The sequence below is a fragment of the Wolbachia endosymbiont (group B) of Dolichovespula media genome (assembly GCF_947179505.1).
In the GTDB taxonomy this organism is placed as follows: Bacteria; Pseudomonadota; Alphaproteobacteria; order Rickettsiales; family Anaplasmataceae; genus Wolbachia.
Window position 1 is genome coordinate 618,228 of sequence record NZ_CAMXBR010000003.1, and the last position, 19,453, is coordinate 637,680.

The window sequence follows — 19,453 nt, forward strand, 5'->3', positions numbered from 1 at the left end:
TCTTGTACAACTGTTATTTAACTGAAAGATCAGTAGCTCACCTTTTGGTGTCATTCCAGCGCGTGACGCTGGAATCTAGAAAAGAAAGAAACATGGATCCCAGTGTCAAGCACTGGGATGACAAAAGGTCTAATGAATGATAAAAGTTACCTTTTTAGCCGAACAAAAAGTAAAAGAATACAGTGGTAGAGTCACTGGCTTTGATATATTACAACCGGATGCTTTGAGAGAAGCAATTGCCTTTAAGGTAAATGGTGAGTTGTATGATCTCTCACGTGAAATTGAATCTGATACAGAGATAGAGGTAATACAACTGAGTGACGAAGCGGGTTTAGATATAGTAAGGCATGATGCTGCTCATATAATGGCACAGGCAGTAAAAGAGCTCTTTCCTAATACTCAGATTACTATCGGGCCAACAATTCAAGATGGTTTCTACTATGATTTTGCTACAGATCGTGCCTTTACCACGGACGATCTTACTGCAATAGAAAAAAAAATGAAGGAAATTATAAAAAGTAACCACAGATTCGTCCGAGAAGTTTGGACTCGTAAGCAGGCAATTGATTTCTTTAGTGATATAGGTGAAAGATACAAGGTTGATATTGTCTCATCAATACCAGAAAACGAAAACCTAACTGTTTATAAACAAGGCAACTTTGTAGACCTATGTCGTGGTCCGCACTCACCATCAACTGGCAGAGTTAAAGCGTTTAAACTTATGAAAGTAGCAGGTGCATACTGGCGTGGCGATTCTAAGGGCCCAATGTTGCAAAGAATATATGGCACCGCGTGGAGAAATAAGGATGAATTAAATACTTATCTTAAACGTTTGGAGGAAGCAGAAAAACGCGACCACCGCAAAATTGCTAAGGATATGGACTTATTTCACATTCAAGAGGAAGCTGTTGGGCAGATTTTTTGGCATGAACAGGGATATACTTTATATAATGTTCTTGAGTCTTACATCAGAAAAAAGTTAATGAACAATGGCTACTTTGAGGTAAAAACCCCTATTTTAGTAAGCAAAGAGCTGTGGGAAAAATCGGGACATTGGGATAAGTTTCGTGAAAATATGTTCATTATTGATGAATCTGAAAGTAAAAAACTAGCAATAAAACCCATGAATTGCCCTTGTCATGTGCAGATTTTTAATTCTCACACCAGAAGCTATCGTGATTTACCGATACGTATGGCAGAGTTTGGCACATGCCATAGAAATGAAAGCTCAGGCTCATTGCATGGACTGATGCGAGTGCGTGGTTTTACGCAAGACGATGCACATATTTTTTGTATGGAAAAACAAGTGAATTCTGAAACTGTAAAGTTTTGTGACCTTTTAAAAGAAGTATATTCAGAACTTGGGTTCAATGAAATTTCTGTGAAATTTTCAGACCGTCCAGATACTAGATCAGGTAATGATGAAGTGTGGGATAGAGCTGAAAGAGCACTGCTTGAAGCAGTTAAAGAAGCAGGGCTTAGTTATGAACTTAATCCTGGTGAAGGTGCATTTTATGGTCCAAAGTTAGAGTTTGTTTTGAAAGATGCAATAGGTAGAAATTGGCAATGTGGAACGTTGCAAGTTGATTTTATTTTACCGGAGCGGCTTGGAGCTTTTTATATAGGAGCAGACGGGCACAAGCATCACCCTGTCATGTTACATAGGGCAATTCTTGGAACTTTTGAGCGTTTTATTGGAATTTTAATAGAAAATTATGCAGGAAAATTTCCAGTTTGGCTTGCTCCAACACAGCTTGCTATTCTGACCATTACAAATGAGGCTGACGGTTATGCTACAGAAATCAGCAACGTTTTAAAAGAACAAGGTGTGAGAATCAAAACTGATTTGACCAATGAAAAAATTAGCTATAAGATACGTTTGCATAGTTCAAGTAAGGTACCTATATTATGGATCATGGGCAAAAATGAAGTTACAAATAAAACTGTGTCAGTGAGAAATTTAGGATCGGAAAAACAGGAGTCTTTTTCTTTGGAGAATGCTACTGAATTGCTGTTAAAAATTATTAATTTGAATTAATGGAGCTAAAATTTGCAAGTCAAAAAGAACAATAAAAACAGAATTAATGAACTCATCACAGCTAAGGAGGTACGCTTAGTTGATCATAGTGGTGAAATGGTCGGAATTGTTCCAATAGAACAAGCTTTGGAAGTTGCACAAAGTGTTAATTTAGACTTGGTAGAAATCGCACCTGATTCAACTCCTCCAGTATGTAAGATTCTGGACTATAGCAAACAAAAGTATGATATAAAAAAGAAGGCAAGTGAAGCAAAAAAGAAACAAAAAACATTAACTATAAAAGAAATTAAACTGGGTCCTAATATTGGTGATCACGACTACGAAACAAAATTGCGTCAAGCAAGGGATTTTCTTGTGCATGGACATAGAATTAAAGTCACAATGAGATTTAGAGGGAGAGAGCTTATAAACACTGAAGTTGGGCTGGAAAAATTAGAACGGCTAATTAGAGACGCTGAAGATATTGCAAAAGTAGAATTAGCACCTAAAAGGGAAGGAAATCAATATTCTTTAACTTTAGCTGCTAAGTAGTAAAATCATTTAAAAGTATAAGTTAAGTTACTATCCTCTCTTCAATTATATGACGAAAATGTCTGATTAATCCTTGAACTGGCCAAGCTGCAGCATCGCCAAGTGCACAAATTGTATGCCCTTCTATTTGAGTTGTAAGGTCAAGTAGCTTATCTACTTCACCAGGTTTAATATTTCCTGCTACCATTCTTCTCATAATTCTCCACATCCATCCAGTGCCTTCACGGCATGGTGTACATTGTCCGCAGGACTCATGCATATAGAAATGTGATAATCTTTCTATTGCAGCTATTATGTCAGTTGATTTATCCATCACTATTACAGCAGCAGTACCAAGCCCTGATTGTGCAGCCCTTAATGAATCAAAATCCATTTCAATAGTATCACATATAGATTTTGGAATTAATGGGACTGAAGACCCACCAGGTATTACAGCAAGTAAATTATCCCAACCTCCTCTCACTCCACCTGCGTATTTTTCAATTAATTCACGCAGTGAAATTCCGAGCTCTTCTTCAACATTACATGGATTATTTACATGCCCTGAAATGCAAAAGACCTTAGTGCCAGTATTATTTGGTTTACCCAGAGATGCAAACCACTCTCCTCCGCGATTTAGAATATCTGGAACCATGGCTATAGTTTCAACGTTGTTTATTGTGGTTGGGTAGCCAAAAAGTCCAACACCCGCAGGGAATGGAGGTTTCATGCGAGGAAAGCCTTTTTTTCCTTCAATTGATTCAAGTTGACCTGTTTCTTCTCCACATATATAAGCTCCTGCACCTCTGTGAATGAATACATCAAGATCATAACCTGATTTGCAGGCATTTTTTCCAATTAAATTTTCTTTATAGGCTTCCTCAAGTGCCTTTTTTAGAACTAAATATTCATTATAAAATTCACCCCTGATATAAATATATGCAACTGATGCGCTGATCGCTCTGCCAGCTAGAAGAATTCCCTCAAGTAACTTATGTGGCTCATATCGTAATATATCTCTATCTTTACACGTACCAGGTTCTGACTCATCTGCATTGACTACTAAATACGCTTTTGAAGTATTTTTAGGCATAAAGCTCCACTTAAGGCCAGTAGAAAATCCTGCACCCCCTCGACCTCTCAAGCCAGATTTCTTTACTTCCTCAATGATTTTTTCTGATCCTAAATCCAGTAATTCCTTTGTTTTTTGCCAACTACCACGTTTTTTTGCACCCTCAAGTAGTGGTGTTTCTTTACCATTTAAGTTTGTGAATATTTTGTCCTGTTCTTTTAGCATGCTTTTAAGATTCTAAGTGATCCCGACGCGATTCGAACGCGTGACCCACTGATTAAAAGTCAGTTGCTCTACCGGCTGAGCTACGGGATCATTTTATTTTTCAGATATACTAAACAGTAATATAGTTTTTATCTGTTTTAATCAAACTAAAATTTTCATGCGTGGTTAAATAAATTATATAATATACTGCGTTAGTGATAATTTAATTGAAAATTTTTGAAGGAAAATTTCTTGTTAATTAACAGATTTATTTGGCAAAGCTGAGATACAACTCTAAAAAGATGGAGAATTTTACATAACTGCAGAGTTTGCGCACTATTGAGTAATAGCATAACAGATAAATATTTCTTGCATTTCAGCGTGAGTGATTTATGCTTTAAGCAAGAATTGGGGGCATAGCTCAGCTGGTAGAGCATCTGTTTTGCACGCAGAAGGTCAGCGGTTCGATCCCGCTTGCCTCCACCAATCTATATTATCCCTAGGATACTATAAATCCTATCAAAACAGCTTATTTTAATCTATTTTCCCAAAAATCCCTACTTCTTCTTATAACTTTTCCTAACACAAGTGATGTTTGTTATTATAATTCTAATGCATGCCAACTTAGTAATAAATTAATCAATAAATGTTAGAATAGCTATAATTAAATTGGTTTGGTAATACCTATGAGTGGAAAAAACATGTTTTTAAAATGGTGCCTGGGAGTAAATTTGACAAGATTGAAACTTATAGTATAGAGTTAAAAAATATTACTAGAAGGACTGAAAAGATTTCTAGAGTTGAACTTCAACCATTAGATAGTGAAGATACTATAAAACCAATATTGAAGGTAACAACGTGTACAATATCGCATACAATGTCACTTATATGCCTGATTGATAACGGAAAAGATCTTGTTCAAATAAGTGATAATTCATTGGACAATTGCTACTCTTTTGTATATTATGATGGTAAATTAATGCAAGCAAACTTCGTTCTTCATAATGATCCTGAATACTCAGTCCCGATCCTTTTTTTGAGACCAGTAGAATATCAATATCTAACATGGGAAGAGTTGGATGATCACAGCCACAAATGTTATTTTCAGATGAGCAGGGAAATGCTATTGATTCACAGCATTCTGAAACACTAGAACGGGCAATATTATCTCAGAAACAAATGGAAATAAATTATATTATATCATCTCACAAGGAGATAATACTATCAGATGAGTTTGCTAGAACTTTCATCAAAGATCTTACAGAAAATCAATTAAAGACTTTTGCCAATTCTCTTAGTAACAAGCAACTGCAGGTTCTTGCACAGAATTTAACAGATGGGCAACTACAAAAAATCGTTCCTAAGTTGAGCTCAAACCAGTTGCAGGCTTTAGCAGAGAACTTAACAGACAACCAATTCCTAGCTTTAGTGGATCATCTAACCAATCATCAATTACAAGCCCTTACTCACACATTGGATTCAAAAAAGTTAGGAATAATAGTCCCTTTATTAAATAAGGATCAGGTTGCAAACTTAGTAAAAGACTTTAACCTAGATCAAGTAAAAGAAATTTTCCCTCACTTGAAAATGGATCAGTTTCAGGAAGTTATTAATACAATGAGCAATGATCAGTTTGTAGAATTAATAAAAGATGCAGATGAGAAAGCTTTCAACACTCTTCTACATGAAGCATTAAAAGATCGACTTTCAACTCTAGTAAAAATGTTAGAAGGAGATAAATTACATAATTTAATTAATAAGCTAGACCATGAGAAACTTGCAATAGTAGCTCGAGAGTTAACTGATGATTCTGATAAGATTCAGATGGTTGTTAAGTCTTTAGCTAACAACCCAGAAAAAAACTTAAAGCTTTTGCTCATAGTATGTCTCATGAGCAGTTTAAAGAACTTTTGGATAACGTAGATGTAAAAGATCTTAAAGATATTATTCACAAACTGCCTCATGAGAAAGTCATATCTGTGATTGGTGATCTTGGCAGTAAAGATCAGTCTAGTGCTATTATTGATGCATTGAAGGAGAAATTTAATGAGCAAAATGAAAAAATGAAAGACCTTATGAGTAAGGTTGAACGAATGCTTCCTGAGGAGAGTGAAGCAAATTGGAATGATGCACATCCATCAACTTACGTTCTTCAAGATGTTAATGCTGAGTTTGCAGTAACAGATCATTTATTGTGAACTTGGATATTGATAAATCAACAGTGTGCATGTGAAACTAAAAAATAATTTAAACTTTAATAATTTATGGAGGTAATTTATATGAGTGAGAACTCGCAAAACCTTTTACAAAGTGCTAATAATGAAGAACAACTTATAAGCGCTCTTGGTCTTATTAAACTTAAGACAGGTAGTGGTAAGGATATACAGGACTTTAAGAAAGCGGTTAGTGGTGATACTGTTAAAAAAGTATTTGATGAATTAGCTAATAATATTAATGAACAACTTATTAATAGGTTGAATAGTATGTTAAAAGAAGAGCAAGATAAAGTTGCAAGTTTGCAAGATATTATAGGCAACAAAAGTAAAGGATTACAAAAAGATCTAGCAGATTTAACAGCTCAAGTAAATAATATGTTACCTGAGGAGGCACCACCCTATCATGACATGTTGTAAGGTGTAAAAAAGTAACAGCTTGCTAGCAGGCTGTACATACCATTTCAATATAACTGGGTTGATTTTAAAATTTTATGGAGCTAATATGAGTAACAACAGTAAACAAGAAAGCGAAAATAACTTTGAAGCAATAAACCAAATGAGCGATTTCAACTTTGAAGAAATAGACAATATAGAAGTTAAAGTTAAGCCCACAAACTTTGAGGACATTGAAGATAAAATTGCAACAATTCATTACGTCTATCAAGTTATGGATAAGTTAATCTACGATTTAAATGAGAAGTTTGTTTCTAATTTGAATGTCTCACTTATGAAAAACATAGTACAACTTCGAAAAGAGTCTCTTGATACAAACCAACGCTTGGCCAAAGGTTTATCTCATTTGAATGAGTTAATTCAACAGGATGGATTTATTGATAATAATAAAAACTATAGAACATGGGCAGAAGAACTTGATCACCTAAGGGGAGAAGTTGAAGGATTAAAAGCAGCAATAATTGACCATAATAACGTAGAATGGGAAGCACCAACTCACTCTGATATATTATAGTAGGGGGGGGTATAATAGTTTAGACTTGATCTGACAAGCAAACAAAGTAAGATAAAAATATAAACAAGTTTTAAAGGAGTGTCAGATATGAATACAACACAAGAAAAAATACTAAAACCAAAGTTGGGATTGCTAGAACTTGCAAAACAATTAGGAAATGTATCACAGGCGTGTAAAGTAATGGGATATTCAAGGGATACATTTTACCGCTTCAAAGAACTGTATGAAACAGGAGGAGAAGAGGCTTTACACGAGATAAGCAAAAGCAAGCCATTGTATGCAAATAGAGTGTCGGAGGATATAGAAAAAGCAGTAGTTGAAATAGCAATAGAGTTTCCAGCATACGGACAAGAAAGAGCAGCAAACGAACTGAAAAAGAGAGGAATTCTCATCTCTGCAAGTGGAATAAGATCAGTGTGGCAAAGAAACGATCTTGAAAATTTTAAAAAGAGGTTAAAGGCATTAGAAGCAAAAGTAGCTCAGGATGGTATCATTTTAACAGAAGAACAGATAACAGCTCTAGAAAAGGCTAAGGAAGAATAAAGAGGCCCATGGAGAAATTGAAACAGAGCATCCAGGATACTTAGGTAGCCAAGACAGTTATTATGTTGGTAATATCAAAGGTATTGGACGAATTTACCAGCAAACCTTTGTTGATACCTATTCCAGAGTTGCTTTTGCTAAGCTTTACACAGAAAGGACTGCTATCACAGCTGCAGATCTTCTTAATGATAGGGTAGTACCGTTCTTTGATGAACAGAAAGTATCATTGCTACGTGTTTTGACGGATCGTGGTACAGAGTATTGTGGCAGACCTGAAAATCACGTTTACCAGCTATATTTAGGGGTAGAAAATATTGATCATTCTCGAACCAAAGCTCGTTCTCCACAGACTAATGGCATATGTGAAAGGTTCCATAGAACTATGCAAGATGAATGTTACAATATTATCTTTAGAAAGAAAATTTACACCTCTTTGGCAGAACTTCAGTTAGACGTAGACCATTGGGTGCATTCTTACAATAGATCTAGACCACATTCAGGTAAATATTGCTATGCCTATGCAAACCTTTTTTGATAGTATGCATATTGCTTATCAGAAAAATATTGATAGCATTAAACAGGATGCTGATATCGGTTTTGACTTTGTCAATTCTTCTGTCAGATAATTCATGCCTGTCAGATCAAGTCTAAACTATTACAAGTTAGGAGAGTAACAGCTTGCTAGCAGGCTGTTACTCTCTCTACATATCGTTTCAATACAGCTGCATTAGGGAATCTATTTTAAAACTTTCGGCATATAGTTCTCATCATGTTTTGCAAACACCGTATTTGCAAGAAAGGTACTATTATCAAATATTTTACCTTGCACAACAACACCACTTTTTTCTGAAAACATTGGTGGAAGTATTCCCTGATATTTCACCATAATGCTCTTATTAAAATCTGTCATTTGAAAAATCACTTCGCTTTCGCTCCGTATCACGCTATTTTCAACAACCATTCCACCAACACGGATTGGCTTTTGATTATTTGGCAAGACTATGGCTTCACTTACTGTATAGAAAAATGAGATATTTTCTTTGAGCGTTGTTAAAATAAAAAAGACTATGCAGCTTAAAAAGCAGAAAATTCCTAAAGTTATAATTAATCGCTTATGTTTCTTCTTCATTATTATCTTTCAGGCTTTTTAGAATTTTTTTACTTTTAGTATAGCAAGAAATGGTAAGGATCAGTTCTCCGGTAATCAACGTAAAACTAATAAGGTAAGCAAAAATTACATACGTATTCATAATGCACTGCCAATAAATAACTCACCTGCATCAAAATAAATTAAGCTTCCATCCTTTTGCTGCAATACCAATTTACCACTTTTATCTATATCAGCAAAAATTCCTTCATACAATTTGTCAGCTAACTTTACACTGATTTGCTCATTCATTTTGAATGCTTTTTTTAACCACATTTCTCTTATAGCATAAAACCCATCAAATAGCCATTGCTTTCTTAACTTATTAAAGTTTATTATTAATTCTTTTAACAGATCCATGTAAGACACAGATTCACCGTAATTGCTAATGCACGTTGTGCCTGGAAGTGGCGCATGATTGACATTAATTCCAATTCCTATAATGAGCCAATTTGAATTGGATTTTTTTTCAAGCAATATTCCGCTTATTTTCTTGCCATCGATTAGAATGTCATTTGGCCATTTATGTTGAAGATTGAGATCGTTTATGAATTGATCTCTTGTCATCCCAGTGCTTTGACACTGGGATCCAGAAGAGAAAGTATGGATTCCAGTGTCACGCACTGGAATGACACCGCAGTGGGTTTGATTATTCAAGAAATTTAACGATAATAAAGTATTTCCAACAGCAAGAGCAGTCACAAAAGTCAATTCTGTCAATTTGCTGACATTCTTTTCTTGGTTAATTATCAAACTTGCATAGAGATTACCCTCTGGAGAAATCCAGCTTTTTCCAGTGCGTCCCCTGCCTTCTGCTTGTTTATCGGCAATAATAATAGTTTCATTAGATATCCCTTTCTCAATTAAACCCAATGCTTCTTTATTAGTACTTGGAACTTCTTTGTAATGATAAATACGAAAACCTTCAAGGATCACCTTGTCAGCCCTTTAGTTTAATGAGTGAGTCAAGATCTTCTACATACAAGAAAAGAACGAGATTGATCAGTGAAACCACTGAAGTGATAATGAATAGACCCCTAGAATAAGCAACCTTATTACCACTAGCTTTATCAAAATACATAACTTTCATGATATTTAAATAATAGTAGCATGATATCACACTCGCTATTACAAGGATCAAAGACAGGCTGATAAAGCCAGAATTTATTAAACTTTTGAATATAAAAAATTTAGCGATAAAACCTGCAAGTGGAGGTATTCCTGACATCGAGAGTAATAGTATAGAAAGATGGAATGCTAAAATTGGTTGCTTTTTTCCTATACCAGACAAGTTTGCGATATTGCAATCATCATCGTCAATTTGTACGAGATATGAGAATAGCCCTATGCTTGTGATGATATATATCACCAGATACATTAAGGCACTACCTATTCCTGCTTGTGTAAAAATAGAAAGTGAAGCAAATATAAAACCAATGTGACCAATTGAACTGTAAGCAGACAGCCTTTTTAAGTTTTGCTGATGCAAGGCCCCAAAAGCTGAGATAAGCACAGACAATGCTGAAACGTATAAGAAAATAGGCTGAACATAACTTTTTACATTTACTAACTCTTCATTCATCAATCGAATTAAAAATGTTACAAGTGTAGCTTTTGGGGCCGTAGAAAAAAACGCAGTTACTATGGTAGGTGCACCTTGATAGACATCTGGAGCCCACATATGAAAAGGAGCAATAGCAAGCTTGAAACACAAACCAATAAGGATAAAAACTAACCCAAAAACTATTCCATAAGTTATCTGATGGTTTTGCAAGAATGAACCGAGCTCAGAGAAATTGACTTGTCCTGTATATCCATAAAGCAGCGACATTCCATATAGCATAATGCAGGAAGATAGTGCACTAAGTGTAAAATATTTCACTCCTGCTTCACATGAATAAGCTGAATCTTTATTAAAGCTCGCAAGAACATACAAAGATATACTCATCAACTCAAAAGCTAAATAAAAAGAAATCAGACTATTTGCTGAAACCAAAGTTACCATGCCAAATAGCGCAAAAAGAATCAATATTGAAAATTCATATTTATAGTCATATTTTGATAAATTCAGCATCAAAAGTATTAAAATTCCTGTGCTGAGAATTAACCCTTGGGCTGACCTGATGTATAAATTGAGTTTTAACAACGAATTAAAGAGAAAAATTTCATTGTTTTCTGCCGAAAGAATTAAAATAATCAGAGTTACCACTGTGCAGCCAAGTGCTAATAAGTTGATAGTTCGGCGGTTAAATATAATTCCAAGCAGTAGCAACACTAACGAGGAGATAATAGAGAACGTTTCCGGCAATATCTGTATATAATTCATAGCGCATTATATTTGATTAACAAATTTGCCATACATGGCTTCAAATAATTCAGTGCAAGGGTTGGGTAGAATCCAAGCAAAATAACAAACACTGCAAGCAGAATTAAGACAGAAAATTCTATGCTATCCAAGCGATTATTTAATAATTTAGAATAGCTAACCCCCCATATTATTTGCTTACATAAATTCAGCATATAAACTGCGCTTAAAATAGTGCCAAGTGCGATAAATCCTGTAAAAAACCCTATGCTCTTAAACATTCCAACCATAGCCAAAAACTCACCTATGAATCCAGATGTTCCAGGTAGCCCTATTGAAGCCATTGAAAATAAAATGAACATAAAACCAAATTTTGGCATTGTGTTTACTATGCCAAAATACTTTGCAATCTCCAAAGTTCCAGTTCGAGTATATAGCATTCCAACACACAAAAATAAAGCAGCAGAAATAAGGCCATGACTAATCATTTGAAATATGCTACCCAGTACTCCTTCCTCACAAAATGAAAAGAGGCCAGCGGTAACGATCCCCATATGTGCTATTGAAGAATAAGCTATTAACTTCTTTATATCATCTTGAGCAAACGCAACTAGAGAAGCATATATCACCGCAATAATGCTCAGCACAACAACGAAATTTGAAAAATACAAACTTGCCTGAGGAAGCATTGGAATAGAAAACCTTAAAAATCCATATCCCCCCATTTTAATAAGCAAGCCAGCTAAAATCACAGACCCAGAAGTTGGTGATTGCACATGTGCATCAGGAAGCCAAGTGTGAAATGGAAACATCGGTACTTTTATTGCAAAAGAAATAAAAAATGCAATCCATAGCAATGACTGCACTTCAAGATCAAGGCTTGGCACTAATGTAGCTAATTTTTGTATACTAAACGTTCCAAAAACACTATAGATGTATACTAACCCAAGTAGAAATAATAATGAACCAGTTAATGTATAAAGAAATAACTTAAACGTCGCATATATCCTTTGCTTCCCTCCCCAAATGCCAATAATAAAGAACATTGGTATTAAGACAGCTTCAAAAAACACATAAAAGCTTATAGCATTCAGTGAAACGAAAAAACCGACTACAAAACTCTCAAGCAGTAGAAATAATGCCATATAGGCTTTTAGGGTCGTATAACTCATTTTGCAATTATAGAGCATACAAATAACAAACAAGAAAGTTGTAAGCAGAAGGAAAAGCAACGATATTCCATCCACCCCTATTCCAATATCTCTTACTGGATAGCTGACAAACTGAAAGTCCGTATTGTTATAATCAAATTCTATACAAGCTACAATGCTAAGCAAAAATGGAAGTACAGCAAAAAATAGGGCAAGGAATCTTAAGTGTATAGATTGATGATTAATCCTGATCGAGGATAAAATCAACGCTCCTATCAGTGGAAGCAAGAATATACTAAGTAACAACACCTTCTATTTAATTCCAATAATATATAAAGCACCGATTATTAAAGTAACAAACATAATAAATGCATAATCAAATATATAACCAGTTTGTAACTTTATAGAACTTTTTGAACATTCATTAACCAACCTTACAACACCATTTGGTCCAAATGAATCAATAGCCTTAACATCAAACTTCCATAGAAGCCTAGATATAAACCTTATCGGTGCAATTATAACAAACTCATACACCTCATCAAAGTACCATTTATTCTGCAAAAACTTAAGTAAAAATTTACTCTTAATTTGCCTAATTACTTGATATTGGTAAATTAGGTACGCAAGTGCTATTCCACTTAGGCTTGCTAAGGTTGGCAGTAGTTTTATAAAGAAATTATGAACTCTATGCTCATCAATCATCACTAAACTTGATTTCCAAAACGCATTACTAGTTATGTTCAAAATATTTGCTCCCCATATTCCAGAAAATACTGATCCAAAAGCGAGTATCAGTAATGGTATAAGCATAATCTTTGGTGCCTCATGTATATTAATTTTACTTTGTTTTTGGCTGTGGAACACAAGAAGCAATAACCTCCAAGAGTAAAACGCTGTGAAGAATGCAACAACTAAGCTTATTACAAAAGCAAAGCTATCCGTGCTATAAGCATGTTCAATTATCAAATCCTTTGAGTAAAAACCTGCAAATGGAAATATTCCAGAAAGCCCAAGAGATCCAATCCACATGAGAGTATAAGTGCAAGGGATTTTCTTCCAGCAATTTCCCATTTTCTGAATGTTTTGCTCATGATGCATTGCATGAATCACATTGCCAGCACCAAGAAATAGTAGAGCTTTAAAAAAAGCGTGTGTCATTAAATGAAAAATAGCAACATTGTAAGCAGAAAGCCCACATGCCATGAACATATAACCAAGTTGACTGCAGGTTGAATAAGCAATTATTTTTTTTATATCGTTCTGAGTAATCGCAACCGTAGCTGCAAAGAAAGCAGTAAGTGCCCCAACAATAACTATTAATTCTCGTGCCACATTTGATAGCTCAAATAATGGAGAACATTTTGCTACTAAAAATATACCTGCTGTTACCATCGTTGCTGCGTGAATGAGTGCAGAAACAGGGGTTGGCCCTTCCATTGCATCTGGCAACCAAACATGTAAACCAAGCTGTGCAGATTTACCCATACAGCCAATAAAAAGTAATATGCATATTATATGAGTTACTTTGAATTCACAGCAGAATGCTCTAATGTTCTGCGTGCCAAGAAGATCAGTTGTATCAAAAACTTCAGTAAAATTCAAAGAGTGAAATGTATAATAAATAAGAAAGATTCCAATCAATAGTGCAAAGTCTCCTACCCTATTCACAACAAATGCTTTAATTGCTGCATTATTTGCAGAATATTTTTGGAACCAAAATCCTATGAGTAAATAAGAACACAGGCCAACCCCTTCCCAGCCAAAAAAAAGCTGCACGAAATTATCGCTTACAACCAGCACAATCATGCAAAACGTAAATAGCGATAGGTAAGAAAAAAACCTCGACTTCCCTTTTTCATGCTCCATATAACCGATAGAATAGAGGTGGACTACTAGTGAAACGGTGGTAATGACAATAAGCATTAAGGATGAGAGAGCATCCACACTAATTGCCCAATTTACTTTTAATACACTTAATGAAAATAGAGGAAATAAACTCAAGTGATAATTTTCAGAGAAGGTGAGAAAAACATACCAAGATAAAACTGCAGACATTCCAATCCCTGCCGTTGTAACTAACTGACTTTTTCTAAAAAGTGCTGCAAATAGCGAACCAAAGAGTGGCAAAAATACTATTAATTTCAGTATATCCATCATACTTTCATTCTTTCATTAAGTTCGCTTGTTTAACATCTATATTCCCACGGTTTCTATAATATACAACCAATATTGCAAGCGCAACTCCTGACTCTGCTGCTGCAACAGTCAACACAAACATCACAAAAATTTGCCCAACTATATCATTCATAAAGGCAGAAAAAGCAACTAAATTGATGTTAATCGCCAGCAATAATATTTCTATTGATAACAGTATGTTGATTATGCTCTTACGGTTGATGAAAATACCACACACTCCAATAGTGAACAAAACAGCAGCAATTATCAAAAAGTGATTTAATCCTATTTCCATTCCACTCCTTTTCCAAATTTAGCCTTAATCAATTTTACAGATGAAGATTGTGTCAATTGCTTTAACACGTTCTGTTTTCTAACTCCTTTTTTCTTTTCCTGCAAAGTAAGAGCAATTGCACCAACAATTGCAAAAAGCAGCAGAATACCAGAAAGATGAAAAGCGTACATGTAGTCAGTGTAGAGCAAATTACCGATAGCTTTCACGTTATTGGTATTATAGTTTATAACATTGCTTATATTCGGTGCTGAGCTGCGAATTACAAAGCTGATGATTAGAAAAAACACAACACATAATATAGCACCAAGAGTGAAATGCTTTGCAAAACCCTGATGCAATCTTATGTAGTCGATATCGAGCATCATGACTACAAAGAGGAATAACACTGCAACTGCACCGATGTATACTATCAGCACCATCATAGCAATGAATTCAGCTCCAAGGAGAATAAAAAGCACTGCAGAGTTAACGAAGGTGAAAATTAAAAATAATACTGCATGCACAGGATTCCTTACGCTAATTACACAAACAGCAGATAAAATGCTAAGAATTGCGAAAAAACAAAAGAAAAAAGGCATCGATACTTTAACTGCAACAATAGTTACTAACTTAAAATAATTATTGCCGTAAAGTCAATATTATATTAAACGTTTAAAAACATTGTACTACAAGCTTCAGCTCCATTTTAAATTATTATATAGAGCATTTCCTCAGTCACACAAACACTCTTGACAATTTTAATTTATTAATGTATAATATATGCATGTTAATAGTTAGTCATAGCTCAAAATGTATAACATATTTGGTTACTTCAAAACTTGTGACAAGCAAAGTGAAAAATTAAATAGAGAGAGTTATCAATATACCACAAGAGATTATGTGACAATTTACTTCAATAAAATACACTAGCCAGTTTAGGCAGATCATGGAGAGAATTTAAAGAAAAAGCATATGGGTTTATATATGATATCGGAGCTTGGTTGAAAGAAACATATGAAAATCTCACTGAACGACCTGAAATGCATAACTTCTATGTTCCAGAAAAACTTCCTGTTAAAGCTGAGGAAATAGAGATGAAGGAACTGAATCGTAAGCCTAAGCCATTCAAAACTCCACCTATCCACCCAACAAGCAGAAGCTCTAGTGCCAATACCTCAAATCAAGTTGTTGTTACTCGACATACACCTGAAGCTACTAAAACAAGATAGATAAAAAACCTACGTTTAAATATGTAGTACTTGAGTGAAGCATTCTTTAAACTGTTCTATTCAATAAAATCTTTACAATATTTGGATCATAGGTTTAACTTTACGGAGTTATAGTCTATAGGGCTTCAATGAACGATTATCTCTCACTGTTAAATCCAGAGCAACAATTAGCTGTAACTAACTTAAATGGGCCAATTTTGATACTGGCAGGGGCGGGAACGGGAAAAACAAGAACGATTACTTCAAGAATAGCGCACATAATTAGAAACGGTCACGCTTATTCTGATGAAATATTAGCAGTTACATTCACGAACAAAGCAGCAAATGAAATGATATCAAGAGTGCTTGAACTCACGGGCACAAACATACCATGGCTTGGCACTTTCCATGCAATTGCAGCAAAAATTCTACGTCATCATGCTGAAGTCGTGGGGCTAAATTCCAATTTTACAATTATTGGTGTGGATGACCAATTACAGGTAATAAAAAACATCATGAATGAAATCAGCCCTGATTACCTATCAGAAAAATGTAAGACCATTATGAATATTATTCAGCAATGGAAAGAGAAGTGTTTACTGCCATTCGAAGTGGAAGACGTTCAATCATTTAGGCCAGTGTACGTAACTGCACTCAAAGTCTATCACCAGTATCAGGAAAGGTTAAAATTCCTTAACTCTGTCGATTTTGGTGACTTATTGCTATATAACATACAACTCTTTAATCAAAAGACCGAGGTTCTATCCTACTACCAAAACAAGTTTAAATATATCATGGTAGATGAATATCAAGATACAAATGCAATACAATATCTTTGGCTAAAATACCTTGCAAAAGAGCACTCAAATATTTGTTGTGTAGGAGATGACGATCAATCGATATACAGTTGGCGTGGTGCAGAAGTTGAAAATATTTTGAAATTTTCCGATGATTTTAAAAATGCAAAAACCGTTAAACTGGAGTGTAACTACAGGTCAACATCCCACATACTTGCAACTGCATCATATGTTATCAATCACAATAAGACTCGCTTAGAAAAAAAGTTGTGGACAACAAACATTGAAGGGGAAAAGGTAAATCTAATAAAATTATGGGACGGGAAAGCTGAAGCAAGGTTCATAAGCGAACAGATATTAAAGCTTAATAAATACAGATTTAGTGACATTGCAGTGCTCGTAAGAGCGACTTTTCAAACTAGAGTGTTCGAAGAGTATTTTATAAAATATTCAATTCCCTATAGGATTATAAGTGGCGTAAAATTCTACGAACGTCAAGAAATAAGGGATATAATTGCATATTTGAGACTTGTTACAAATAATAATGATGATCTCGCTTTTGAAAGGATCGTAAATCGTCCCAAAAGAAGCATAGGAGCTACAACTCTAAAGAAAATATACACGACTGCTCAGGATAACAAAATTTCTTTTTTTCAGGCAGCAAAAATATTGGTTAATAGTGATCAAGTAACCGAAAGAATTAAACTCTCAATAAATGATTTTTTAAATAAAATTAAAGCTTGGGAAGAAATAGTAAGCGTAAAACCACTGCATGAATTTGTTAAAATCGTAGCAAATCAATCAGGATATATGGAAATGCTTGAGAATGAAGGAGTGACGGGTTTAGCGCGAATAGAAAATGTTAAAGAGCTCATTTCATCTTTGAAGAATTTTGACAGCACTATAACCTTCTTGGAGCATATTAGTTTGGTGATGGAAGTGGATAATATGAATAGCGATGACACTGTATATGTTATGACTCTTCATGCGGCTAAAGGGCTTGAATTTCCGTGTGTGTTTTTACCTGGTTGGGAAGAAGGATTATTTCCTCATCAAAGATCTTTTGAAGATAAAAGTGGTAAAGCTTTAGAAGAAGAAAGGAGACTCGCATATGTCGGCATAACCAGAGCCAAAGAAAGGTTAATCATTTCATGTGCAGATAGGAGGGAAATTAATAATCAGTGGCAACCAATGCACACTTCTCGATTTATTAAAGAACTGCCAAGAGAAAATGTTGAGGTGATAAAGAGTAGTGCCTACTGTTGAAGCTATAACTGCAGTTCTTACGACAAACACATCTAAATTACTTCAATTATATATTTCTCCTGACAAAAATTCTCTGATGGTCTTAAATAAAATTTTCAGTGAATAATTATCAGACATGTTGTGTTTTGCTGATTTTATTAAGTGTACTTCAACGTCTGTTGATTTGATTTTTTTAGCTAAATTTAATGAAACTTGATAAGGAACATCTTGATCATTAATGCTATGCAGCAAGCGCACAGGACAGTTTACATCTATTGTTTTTTTATTTAAAAGAAGATTCTTTCTACCGTCTTCGATCAGATTTTTAGTTATTTTGTATGCACAATGCTCCGAAGTAAAATCTATTACACCTTTAGAGCTTAGCTCTTCTTTTTGCTTGTCTGACAATTGCTTGAATATTAAATCTTCAGTGAAGTCAGGAGCAGATGATATGCCGATTAATGCTGCAATTTTTTCTGGAAATTGAAGAGCAGTGAGCAGCATCAGCCATCCTCCCATACTTGAACCTATAATTATTTGTTTATTGCTAGTTAATTCACTTATCACTTTAGCACAATTTTTTTGCCAATCACTTATTGTATAATCAGCAAAATCACCACTTGAATTACCATGGCCAAAATAATCAAAGAGCACAAGTGCTATATCATTTTCTTGGCAAAATTTGTAAACGGCAGTTGCTTTAGTTCCATCCATATTGGATGCAAAACCACTAAGAAAAACTATAGAGGCCTTCTTTCCTTGTAGCTTTCGATATGCTATATGGCCATTACTTCCATCGAGTAATTTACAATAATTTATACTACTTTGGCAAGGCAACCGGACTATCGCTCATCGAACGCAAATAGCTGACTAGATCTGCAATCTCTTGTGGATTGGAAATGCCTGCAAATGCCATACGTGTACCTTTTATGTAGGCTTTTGGATTTTTTAAAAAAGCAAATAACTCCTCATACTCCCATTTCCCACCTTTTTCAAGTAGTGCTTTTGAGTAATTGAATGAGCTGCCAAGATGGGCCTTTTTATTTCCAACCACGTTCCATAAGTTTGGCCCCACTTTATTCATTCCACCTTTCTCAAAACTATGACAAGCTATACATTTTTTTGCTGCTGACTTGCCTTTTTCAAAGCTAGCATTCTGCATGAGCTCTCCAATATCAAGTGCCACTTGTTCAATCTTTTGTTGAGGCTCATTGCTGGCTGCTACTATTGTTTGGTGTTCAATTTTATAATCCTTTGGGTTGTAGAGCATATCAACTACATTACTAACTATCATAATTATTAATCCAGAAAGTAAAATCGATGCTGCAATCTTATTAAGCTCCATAGTTAATTCTTATCAAGTAATGTTACTTAAATTATGCAAATATTTTCGCAAACAGTAAACAATTACCTTTATTTCACCAAAGATAGAAATTTCTATTACTTAGCTAAGTTAGGAGACTGCAATTCTATTTCTATCGGAGTAACTTGTGGTTCAATTACATAATGATCTGGAATAACATATTAAAATAGATTTCCTGCAAACTTGTCTGCAATGATTGAAACTGGAACCACTTCTATAATGTTCGTTTGCTTGA

At 34.7% G+C, this 19,453-nt stretch carries 20 protein-coding genes, 2 tRNA genes and 1 pseudogene; 11 read left to right on the plus strand and 12 right to left on the minus strand.

Going from position 1 to position 19,453, the window contains the following annotated elements:
- Positions 1–136: 136 nt before the first annotated feature.
- Complete coding sequence (thrS, locus tag OM967_RS05510) at positions 137–2,038, plus strand: threonine--tRNA ligase (protein ID WP_211907606.1); 1,902 nt, start codon at positions 137–139, stop codon at positions 2,036–2,038.
- Positions 2,039–2,050: 12 nt separating this feature from the next.
- Positions 2,051–2,569: a translation initiation factor IF-3 gene (infC, locus tag OM967_RS05515; RefSeq protein WP_108784434.1), complete on the plus strand. Its 519-nt coding sequence runs from the start codon at positions 2,051–2,053 to the stop codon at positions 2,567–2,569.
- 22 nt (positions 2,570–2,591) lie between these two features.
- Here infC and nuoF read toward each other — a convergent pair whose 3' ends face one another.
- Together nuoF and OM967_RS05525 are read right to left on the minus strand one after the other, a co-directional pair.
- Complete coding sequence (gene nuoF, locus OM967_RS05520) at positions 2,592–3,845, minus strand: NADH-quinone oxidoreductase subunit NuoF (RefSeq protein WP_211907605.1); 1,254 nt, start codon at positions 3,843–3,845, stop codon at positions 2,592–2,594.
- A 17-nt stretch (positions 3,846–3,862) separates the two neighbouring features.
- Positions 3,863–3,935, minus strand: a tRNA-Lys gene (locus tag OM967_RS05525).
- A 299-nt stretch (positions 3,936–4,234) separates the two neighbouring features.
- Between OM967_RS05525 and OM967_RS05530 the strand changes: the two genes are divergently transcribed.
- The 7 genes and pseudogenes from OM967_RS05530 to OM967_RS05560 all read left to right on the plus strand — a co-directional run bounded on the left by OM967_RS05530 (position 4,235) and on the right by OM967_RS05560 (position 8,176).
- A tRNA-Ala gene (locus OM967_RS05530) sits at positions 4,235–4,310 on the plus strand.
- Between the two features lie 226 nt (positions 4,311–4,536).
- Positions 4,537–4,977 (plus strand): hypothetical protein, encoded by a 441-nt coding sequence (locus OM967_RS05535; RefSeq protein ID WP_264337764.1) that lies wholly within the window; start codon positions 4,537–4,539, stop codon positions 4,975–4,977.
- Positions 4,920–5,747: a magnesium transporter MgtE N-terminal domain-containing protein gene (locus tag OM967_RS05540; protein ID WP_246433114.1), complete on the plus strand. Its 828-nt coding sequence runs from the start codon at positions 4,920–4,922 to the stop codon at positions 5,745–5,747. Before OM967_RS05535 ends, OM967_RS05540 begins: the two co-directional genes overlap by 58 nt.
- Positions 5,735–6,022: a hypothetical protein gene (locus tag OM967_RS05545; RefSeq protein ID WP_250120168.1), complete on the plus strand. Its 288-nt coding sequence runs from the start codon at positions 5,735–5,737 to the stop codon at positions 6,020–6,022. The genes OM967_RS05540 and OM967_RS05545 overlap by 13 nt, the downstream gene beginning before the upstream one ends.
- 81 nt (positions 6,023–6,103) lie before the next feature.
- Positions 6,104–6,457 (plus strand): hypothetical protein, encoded by a 354-nt coding sequence (locus tag OM967_RS05550; RefSeq protein ID WP_250120167.1) that lies wholly within the window; start codon positions 6,104–6,106, stop codon positions 6,455–6,457.
- A gap of 85 nt (positions 6,458–6,542) precedes the next feature.
- A complete protein-coding gene (locus tag OM967_RS05555) occupies positions 6,543–7,007 on the plus strand; it encodes a hypothetical protein (RefSeq protein WP_211907603.1) in 465 nt (154 codons plus the stop codon).
- Positions 7,008–7,094: 87 nt separating this feature from the next.
- Positions 7,095–8,176, plus strand: a pseudogene (locus OM967_RS05560) (IS481 family transposase).
- A 110-nt stretch (positions 8,177–8,286) separates the two neighbouring features.
- Here OM967_RS05560 and ccmE read toward each other — a convergent pair.
- From ccmE to OM967_RS05595, 8 genes are read right to left on the minus strand one after another with little or no spacing between them, the layout of a single operon-like run.
- Positions 8,287–8,679 carry a cytochrome c maturation protein CcmE gene (gene ccmE, locus OM967_RS05565; RefSeq protein ID WP_250120016.1) on the minus strand — a complete coding sequence of 131 codons (393 nt, stop codon included), beginning with the start codon at positions 8,677–8,679 and terminating at the stop codon, positions 8,287–8,289.
- The gene (locus tag OM967_RS08255; protein ID WP_444875946.1) at positions 8,663–8,800 is read right to left on the minus strand and encodes a CcmD-like small membrane protein; all 138 of its coding nucleotides are present in this window, start codon (positions 8,798–8,800) and stop codon (positions 8,663–8,665) included. The genes ccmE and OM967_RS08255 overlap by 17 nt, the downstream gene beginning before the upstream one ends.
- Positions 8,797–9,633 (minus strand): biotin--[acetyl-CoA-carboxylase] ligase, encoded by an 837-nt coding sequence (locus OM967_RS05570; RefSeq protein ID WP_211907601.1) that lies wholly within the window; start codon positions 9,631–9,633, stop codon positions 8,797–8,799. Before OM967_RS05570 ends, OM967_RS08255 begins: the two co-directional genes overlap by 4 nt.
- A gap of 4 nt (positions 9,634–9,637) precedes the next feature.
- Complete coding sequence (locus OM967_RS05575; RefSeq protein ID WP_264337765.1) at positions 9,638–11,023, minus strand: NADH-quinone oxidoreductase subunit N; 1,386 nt, start codon at positions 11,021–11,023, stop codon at positions 9,638–9,640.
- Positions 11,020–12,462, minus strand: coding sequence for a complex I subunit 4 family protein (locus tag OM967_RS05580; RefSeq protein ID WP_264337766.1), 1,443 nt, complete (start codon positions 12,460–12,462; stop codon positions 11,020–11,022). Before OM967_RS05580 ends, OM967_RS05575 begins: the two co-directional genes overlap by 4 nt.
- Positions 12,463–12,465: 3 nt before the next feature.
- Positions 12,466–14,313, minus strand: coding sequence for an NADH-quinone oxidoreductase subunit L (gene nuoL / locus OM967_RS05585; protein ID WP_264337767.1), 1,848 nt, complete (start codon positions 14,311–14,313; stop codon positions 12,466–12,468).
- A gap of 4 nt (positions 14,314–14,317) precedes the next feature.
- Positions 14,318–14,626 carry an NADH-quinone oxidoreductase subunit NuoK gene (gene nuoK, locus OM967_RS05590; protein WP_211907597.1) on the minus strand — a complete coding sequence of 103 codons (309 nt, stop codon included), beginning with the start codon at positions 14,624–14,626 and terminating at the stop codon, positions 14,318–14,320.
- Complete coding sequence (locus OM967_RS05595) at positions 14,617–15,204, minus strand: NADH-quinone oxidoreductase subunit J (protein WP_211907596.1); 588 nt, start codon at positions 15,202–15,204, stop codon at positions 14,617–14,619. Before OM967_RS05595 ends, nuoK begins: the two co-directional genes overlap by 10 nt.
- 381 nt (positions 15,205–15,585) lie before the next feature.
- On the opposite strand from OM967_RS05595, the gene OM967_RS05600 reads away from it, so the two are divergent.
- Both OM967_RS05600 and OM967_RS05605 read left to right on the plus strand, forming a co-directional pair.
- Complete coding sequence (locus OM967_RS05600; protein ID WP_444875949.1) at positions 15,586–15,834, plus strand: WD_0964 family protein; 249 nt, start codon at positions 15,586–15,588, stop codon at positions 15,832–15,834.
- A 128-nt stretch (positions 15,835–15,962) separates the two neighbouring features.
- Complete coding sequence (locus tag OM967_RS05605; RefSeq protein ID WP_211907595.1) at positions 15,963–17,876, plus strand: ATP-dependent helicase; 1,914 nt, start codon at positions 15,963–15,965, stop codon at positions 17,874–17,876.
- A 42-nt stretch (positions 17,877–17,918) separates the two neighbouring features.
- Here OM967_RS05605 and OM967_RS05610 read toward each other — a convergent pair whose 3' ends face one another.
- Together OM967_RS05610 and OM967_RS05615 are read right to left on the minus strand one after the other, a co-directional pair.
- Positions 17,919–18,674 (minus strand): alpha/beta hydrolase, encoded by a 756-nt coding sequence (locus OM967_RS05610; protein ID WP_250120012.1) that lies wholly within the window; start codon positions 18,672–18,674, stop codon positions 17,919–17,921.
- Between the two features lies 1 nt (position 18,675).
- Positions 18,676–19,200: a c-type cytochrome gene (locus tag OM967_RS05615; RefSeq protein WP_264337768.1), complete on the minus strand. Its 525-nt coding sequence runs from the start codon at positions 19,198–19,200 to the stop codon at positions 18,676–18,678.
- Positions 19,201–19,453: the final 253 nt, after the last annotated feature.

Coding starts and splice junctions, on each gene's coding strand:
- thrS (WP_211907606.1), top strand. CDS start 137: ATGATAAAAGTTACCTTTTTAGCCGAACAAAAAGTAAAAGAATACAGT.
- nuoF (WP_211907605.1), bottom strand. CDS start 3,845: ATGCTAAAAGAACAGGACAAAATATTCACAAACTTAAATGGTAAAGAA.
- OM967_RS05535 (WP_264337764.1), top strand. CDS start 4,537: ATGGTGCCTGGGAGTAAATTTGACAAGATTGAAACTTATAGTATAGAG.
- OM967_RS05540 (WP_246433114.1), top strand. CDS start 4,920: ATGTTATTTTCAGATGAGCAGGGAAATGCTATTGATTCACAGCATTCT.
- OM967_RS05550 (WP_250120167.1), top strand. CDS start 6,104: ATGAGTGAGAACTCGCAAAACCTTTTACAAAGTGCTAATAATGAAGAA.
- OM967_RS05555 (WP_211907603.1), top strand. CDS start 6,543: ATGAGTAACAACAGTAAACAAGAAAGCGAAAATAACTTTGAAGCAATA.
- ccmE (WP_250120016.1), bottom strand. CDS start 8,679: ATGAAGAAGAAACATAAGCGATTAATTATAACTTTAGGAATTTTCTGC.
- OM967_RS08255 (WP_444875946.1), bottom strand. CDS start 8,800: ATGAATACGTATGTAATTTTTGCTTACCTTATTAGTTTTACGTTGATT.
- OM967_RS05575 (WP_264337765.1), bottom strand. CDS start 11,023: ATGAATTATATACAGATATTGCCGGAAACGTTCTCTATTATCTCCTCG.
- nuoL (WP_264337767.1), bottom strand. CDS start 14,313: ATGATGGATATACTGAAATTAATAGTATTTTTGCCACTCTTTGGTTCG.
- nuoK (WP_211907597.1), bottom strand. CDS start 14,626: ATGGAAATAGGATTAAATCACTTTTTGATAATTGCTGCTGTTTTGTTC.
- OM967_RS05595 (WP_211907596.1), bottom strand. CDS start 15,204: ATGCCTTTTTTCTTTTGTTTTTTCGCAATTCTTAGCATTTTATCTGCT.
- OM967_RS05605 (WP_211907595.1), top strand. CDS start 15,963: ATGAACGATTATCTCTCACTGTTAAATCCAGAGCAACAATTAGCTGTA.
- OM967_RS05615 (WP_264337768.1), bottom strand. CDS start 19,200: ATGGAGCTTAATAAGATTGCAGCATCGATTTTACTTTCTGGATTAATA.